The sequence below is a fragment of the Verrucosispora sp. SN26_14.1 genome (assembly GCF_004307965.1).
Taxonomy (GTDB): domain Bacteria; phylum Actinomycetota; class Actinomycetes; order Mycobacteriales; family Micromonosporaceae; genus Micromonospora.
Genome location: NZ_SISL01000507.1, coordinates 1 through 4,027, shown reverse-complemented (window position 1 = coordinate 4,027; position 4,027 = coordinate 1). Strand labels below are relative to the sequence as shown.

The 4,027-nt window shown below is 72.6% G+C and carries 4 protein-coding genes; all 4 read right to left on the bottom strand.

What is annotated here, in order from left to right:
* Positions 1-938, bottom strand: a 938-nt coding sequence (locus EYA84_RS33680; RefSeq protein ID WP_236145999.1) for a threonine/serine dehydratase, incomplete at its 3' end; no start/stop codon positions are given.
* Complete coding sequence (locus EYA84_RS33675) at positions 881-2,029, bottom strand: acyltransferase (RefSeq protein ID WP_236145998.1); 1,149 nt, start codon at positions 2,027-2,029, stop codon at positions 881-883. The genes EYA84_RS33675 and EYA84_RS33680, both read right to left, overlap by 58 nt.
* A gap of 106 nt (positions 2,030-2,135) precedes the next feature.
* A complete protein-coding gene (locus EYA84_RS28005) occupies positions 2,136-3,194 on the bottom strand; it encodes a HAMP domain-containing sensor histidine kinase (RefSeq protein ID WP_131056883.1) in 1,059 nt (352 codons plus the stop codon).
* A complete protein-coding gene (locus EYA84_RS28000) occupies positions 3,191-3,856 on the bottom strand; it encodes a response regulator transcription factor (protein ID WP_131056881.1) in 666 nt (221 codons plus the stop codon). Before EYA84_RS28000 ends, EYA84_RS28005 begins: the two co-directional genes overlap by 4 nt.
* Positions 3,857-4,027: the final 171 nt, after the last annotated feature.

Genomic DNA, 4,027 nt, shown 5'->3' with positions numbered 1-4,027 from the left:
GTGCCGGCGACCACCCGCGTCGCGCCGTCGGCGGCGAGACAGAGGGCACCGGCCAGACCGGCCGCGCCGGAGGGCTCGGCCAGCACCTTCAGCTCCATCAGGAGCAGCCGGAACGCCGCCGCGATCTCCTCGTCGTCCACCCGGACCACCCCGCGCAGGCGGGTGCGCAGGATGGCGAAGGGCAGTTCGCCGACGCAGGACGGCCGCAGCCCGTCGGCGATCGTCGGCGCCGGCCGGACCGGCGTCGGTCGACCGGCGACCAGGCTGTGCGCCAGGGAGTCGCAGCCGACCGGCTCCACGCCGTACACGTCGATGGGCCGGTCGGACGCGGCCAGGCAGGCACCGGCGACGCCGCCGCCCCCACCGACCGGCACGATCAGGGTGTCCAGCGGCGTGCCCGCCCGCTCGGCGTCCTCGATCAGTTCGAGACTTGCGCTGCCCTGCCCGGAGATCACGTCCGGGTGGTCGTACGCGTCGACGATCGGATGACCGGTCTCGTCGCTGATCCGGCGCGCGACCGCCAGCCGTTCCTCCACGGTGGAGCCGACCAGGACCACCCGGGCACCGGCCCCCCGGGCCCGCGCCACCTTCGACGGCGTCGCGTCGACCGGCAACACCACCGTGGCGGCCATGTCGTGCCGGCGCGCCGCCAGCGCGACCGCGACCGCGTGGTTGCCGGTGCTCTGCGCGACCACACCGGTGTGCCCGGCGGCGGCGAGCCGCCCCACCGCGTACAACCCGCCCCGCATCTTGTACGAGCCACCGGTCTGCAGGTTCTCCGCCTTGAGCAGCACCCGCGCCCCGACCAGGCGGTCGATCACCGGGGACCGCAGCAGCGGGGTACGCAGCACCTGGCCGTCGAGCCACCGCGCCGCCGCCGTCACGTCGACCGAGGGCCGACCGGGATCGGCGGGTTCGGGCGGATCGGTGTGGAACATGTCGTCTCCCTTGTCGATTCGATCGGCGGTCGGCGAGCCGGCAGGTCGAACAGCCAGGTCGCACGTGCCGCCAGCAGCGCCCGGTGCAGGCCGAGGCTGAGCGCCAGCACCAGGACGGTGAGCGAGAACGGGTAGCCGAAGGCCAACGCGAGCCGGGCGGAGTCACCCAGGTCGGCGATGGGCTCGGCGATCATTCGGTGCAGGAGTGCCAGCACCGGCATGTGGATCACATAGATCGGCAGCGTCTGCCGGCCCAGCGCGGCCAGCGGCTCGCGGACCAGCGGCCACCGGGCCAGTTGCACCGCCAGGGCGATGCCGGCCAGCACCGCGACGACCGAGACCAGCGGCGTCACCCCCGGCAGCCGCCCGGCACCGGTCACCCGCACGGCGGCCAGCACGGCGAGGTATCCGCCGACCGCCAGCAGCAGACGTCGACCGGTCACCGCCGCCGACCACCGCCGCACATGGCGACGCAGGTGCAGGCCGGCGAGGAAGAACACCAGGTTCTGGTAGAGCCCGCCCCGGTTGCCGGGGGTGTCGAGCAGCCCCACCGCGGCGACCGCGCTCAGCGCACCCGCCGCGGCCAGCAGCAGCGCCGGGTGGACCCGGCGCAACGCCTTGGCGAGTACGAAGTAGAGCGCCAGCGCGTACAGGTACCAGAGGTTGGACGGGCTGACCGTCAGCTGTGCCAGCAGTTCCCCCGGGCCGGTCGCCCGGTCGGTCGGGAAGTCCGGCGCGAGGGCCAGCAGGGCGGTGTGGATCAGCAGCCAGACCGCGTACAGGTAGAGGAACCTGGCGATGCGCGGACGGCCGACGGCTCGCCACGGCCGTTGCACCGCGGTGGCCGCGAACATCCCGGAGATGGTGAAGAACAGCGGCATCCGCATCGGCAGCAGCAGTTCGCCGAACGTCCCCCAGGCCCCCGCCACCGGCACGTCCAGCCGCCAGTCGATCTGGAGGTAGTCCTTCATGATCACGTGCCAGAGCAGGACCAGCAGGATGCAGCCGCCCTTGGCGACGTCCGCCCAGTCCCACCGTTCGCCGACCGGGCGGGCGCCGGTGACGGGCGCGAGGTGGTCACGGGTACGCACCGGGGTGCTCCTCTCCCACGCGGTGGTGACGTTTTCGGGCATGCCGAGGGACGGGACGTCGCGGAATGTGCGACCCCGTGGATCGGGTCGTGGTGACCGGAAGGGCTCAGGGCACGTGCGGAAGCTGGACGTCGACCCGCAGTCCGCCGTACTCGGCGGGGCGGGCGGCGATCAGTCCGTCGTGCGCCTGGGTGATCGAGCGGGCGATGGCCAGACCGAGACCGGCACCACCGCTCTGGTTGGTGCGGTCCCGCGCCAGCCGGCGGAACGGCTCGAAGAGCCCGGCCACCGCCTCGGCCGGCACCACCTGACCGGTGTTGACCACGGTCAGCGCCGGGTTGCGGCCGACGGTGACGCTGATCGCGCCACCCTGGCGGTTGTACTTGATCGCGTTCTCCAGCAGGTTGGTCACCAGGCGCTCCAGCAGCACCCGCTCACCCATCACGGTCCGGGGCTCCAGGTGGGTGCTGACGGTCACCCCGGCCTCGGTGATCCGGTCCTGGTACGCGGCCAGCACCTCCGTGACGATCTCGTCGAGGCGCTGCGGCAGGCGGGAACGGAGCCCCTGGTCGCTCTCGCTGAGCGCGAGCAACCCCTCGATCAACCGTTCGTTGCGCTCGTTGGTCTCCAAGAGCTGGTCGGCCACCAGCTCCATCTGCTCGCCGCTGAGCGACCGGGACAGGCCGACCTCGATCAGCGTGCGCTGCACGGCCAACGGCGTCCGCAACTCGTGCGAGGCGTTCGCGGCGAACCGCCGTTGCCCCTCGTACCCGGCGGCGATGCGCTCCATCATCTCGTCGATCGACCGGGCCAGCCGGGCCACCTCGTCGTTGCCGCGCATCCGGATCCGGTGACCGAGGTTCTGCGGCCCGGCGTGCGAGATCGGGCCGGCGAGGTCCCGGACCGGTCGCAGACACCAGCCCGCAGCGACCCAGACCGCCGCCACCGCGAGCAGGAACACCACCAGCCCCAGCAGCGACAGCGCGACCCCGCCGAGGCCCCGCGCCGGCTCGCACACCAGCCCGCTGCCGGACAGCCCGCTGTCGCAGAGACCCCGGACCCGCCACCACAACTCGCTCGTGACGGACACGGTCAGTCCCGGCAGGGCGTACCCGGCGATCAGGGCGACCACGCCGACCAGCACGATCCTGCGACGCGGGGTCACGACGCCGGACCGATCCGGTAACCGGCCCGTGGCACGGTGTGGATCACCTGAGGCGCACCGAGCTTCTTCCGCAAGGTCATCACGGTCACCCGCACGGTGTTGGTGAACGGGTCGGCGAACTCGTCCCACGCCTGCTCCAGCAGCTCCTCCGAGCTGACCACCCGCCCGTCCGCACGCATCAACACGTGCAGTACGGCGAACTCCTTCGGGCTCAGGCCGACCGCCCGGCCGTCCCGGGTGACCGAGTGCCGGGCCACGTCCAGCGCCACCCCGTGCTGCTCCAGCACCGGCGGCACCGCCGCCGCCGACCGCCGACCGAGCGCGTGCACCCGGGCGACGAGTTCGGCGAAGGCGAACGGCTTGGTGAGATAGTCGTCGGCCCCGAGTCCGAGACCCTCCACCCGGTCGCGGATGCCGGCGGCGGCGGTGAGCAGCAGCACCCGCGTACCCGAACCGGACCCGGCGAGACTGCGGCACACCTCGTCACCGGTGTGCCCCGGCATGTCCCGGTCCAGCACCGCCACGTCGTAGCGGTTCACCCCGATCCGCTCCAACGCGCCGTCACCGTCGTAGCAGACGTCCACCGCCATCGAGAGCCGCCTGAGGCCCTCGGCGACCATGTCCGCCAGCAGCCGCTCGTCGTCCGCCACCAACACCCGCACGCTCTTCGCCCCCGTGATCCGTCGTTGCCGGGCATACGTTCGCAGGCGGAAGATAAGGGTTTCGTAAGCGCCCGCCGCAGCAATACTCCACGTCCACGACGTCACCACAAATCAGCACGGGCACAGCCGGTCACCGCGCGCCTGAACAGCGCAAACGTCCCACCCCCCCCC